1 protein-coding gene is annotated in these 2,152 nt (G+C 56.3%); it reads left to right on the forward strand.

Annotation, left to right across the window (positions count from 1 at the left end; genetic code table 11):
* Positions 1-279: 279 nt before the first annotated feature.
* On the forward strand, positions 280-1,974 hold the full coding sequence (locus DWV32_RS09950) for a phospho-sugar mutase (RefSeq protein WP_055252695.1): 1,695 nt from the start codon (positions 280-282) through the stop codon (positions 1,972-1,974).
* Positions 1,975-2,152 lie beyond the last annotated feature (178 nt).

Here is a 2,152-nt window from a genome sequence, read left to right on the forward strand (position 1 = left end):
CCAGCCCGTGGGAGGCCAGGGCGCCGCTGACCGGTGGACGGCACCGAGCCGTCATCGAGATTGAAGAAGGGGGAGGCCTCGCGGCCTCCCCCTTTTTTGCGTTTACGGGCAACATTCCTTATGCAATTAAATCAATTTAATCATCCACCGCTGAATATAGACGTTCACCGTTCTTTGGTCGGTTCTCTGTTCTCAATGGACTAATATTTGCTTTAGCGCACTGCTGCGCTTGTCCTGTTTTACACGGGTCGTTTTATTGATTGTGAAGGAAGGACTCACATGGCAGATGTTCATGAGCTGCTTGATACTTGGATTGCCAATGTCAAGGACGAGGAGCTCCTCGCTGAGCTTAACACGATGAAGGAGCAGGGTGATGAGGACGCCATCACCGATGCTTTCTTCCAAGATCTCGCCTTCGGTACTGCCGGCCTTCGCGGCACTATCGGTGCGGGCACTAACCGTATGAATATCTATACGGTCGGTCGTGCGACCCAGGGATTCGCTGACTACCTCAATGCGACCTTCGAGCATCCAACGGTTGCCATCGCTCGCGATAGCCGCAATAAAGGTGAGCTGTTCGTTAAGACGACGGCTGCCATTCTTGCAGCAAACGGCGTGACTGCCCTCGTTTATCCCAAGATTTCTCCTGTGCCGACGCTCTCCTGGGCCGTCCGTGATCTTAAGTGCTCCGGTGGCATTTGCATGACCGCTAGTCATAACCCGGCACCGTATAACGGCTATAAGGCCTATGGCCCCGACGGCTGCCAGATCACCAGCGAGGCCGCCGATGCAATTTCTAAGGCTATCGCCGAGACCGATACGTTCACCGGTGTGAAGTCCATGGACTTCGATGAGGCTCTTGAGCAGGGCCTGGTCAAATGGATCGATGACTCGTGCCTCGAGCGTTATTACGACGCCGTTCTCGCTCGCGGCGTTACGAATCTTTCTGCCGAGGAGATTGCCGGCGCACCGCTCAAGCTTGTCTATACGCCGCTGAATGGTACCGGCCTCATTCCCGTCACCACGGTGCTCGAGCGCGCTGGCATCACTGATGTCACGGTTGTTCCCGAGCAGAAGGAACCTAACGGCGATTTCCCGACCTGCCCGTATCCTAACCCCGAGATCCGACAGGCCATGCAGAAGGGCATCGATCTCTGCGAGCAGGTTCACCCCGATCTGCTGCTTGCGACCGATCCCGACGCCGACCGTGTTGGCGTTGCCGTTAAGAATGGCGATGACTATCTGCTGCTGACCGGTAACGAGATGGGCGTCCTGTTGCTCGACTATATTTGCAAGACCCGTGCCGCCCGCGGCGAGGACCTCACTAAGAAGGTCGCGGTTACTACCATTGTTTCTTCCGCCATGGTCGATGCTCTGGCCGAGGAATATGGCTTTGAGCTCCGTCGCTGCCTGACGGGCTTCAAGTACATCGGTGACATCATTACCTCGCTTTCCGATGCCGGTGAAGTCGATCGCTTTATCTTCGGTTTTGAGGAGAGCTACGGTTATCTGGCTGGTGATCACGTGCGCGACAAGGACGCCGTGAGCACTTCGCTGCTGATTTGCCAGATGGCTCAGTATTACAAGCTGCAGGGTAAGAACCTCGCCGACGCGATGCACGAGCTGTACGAGAAGTATGGCTACTATCACAACAAGACGATTTCGCTGAGCTATCCGGGCGCTGAGGGTGCGGCAAAGATGGCCGGCATCATGGCTGGTCTGCGCGAGAACCCGCCCGCGGAGCTCGCCGGTTCCAAGATTGAGGCCGTCGTGGACTACAACACCTGCGTGAACGGCCTGCCGAAGGCTAATGTCATTGAGTTCGATCTCGAGGGTGGCAACAAGGGTATCGTCCGTCCTTCCGGCACCGAGCCCAAGATCAAGCTGTATATCTTTGCCAAGGGCGCGGATGCCGCCGAAGCTGATGCAGCACTTGACGCGATTGAAGAGTCCGGTCGCAAGCTGCTGGCATAAGGTATTTAAGAGTCTATTACTGTAGATAGGCGAAAGAGGGGATCTCGGAAACGAGGTCCCCTCTTATATTTACCCAGCCAGCCGAGAGTCCTTATATGTGTAGGAAATGTGTACGCCCAGATTCCCGCCCCCGGCGCCCCTCCGGTCTGGCAATATATCTCCTTGCCGCGCGGCCTGG

The sequence above is a fragment of the Collinsella sp. AF04-24 genome (genome assembly GCF_003465685.1).
Classification (GTDB): domain Bacteria; phylum Actinomycetota; class Coriobacteriia; order Coriobacteriales; family Coriobacteriaceae; genus Collinsella; species Collinsella aerofaciens_AP.

Excerpts from the sequence above, each read along its gene's own strand:
- DWV32_RS09950 (WP_055252695.1), top strand. The coding sequence starts at position 280 with ATGGCAGATGTTCATGAGCTGCTTGATACTTGGATTGCCAATGTCAAG.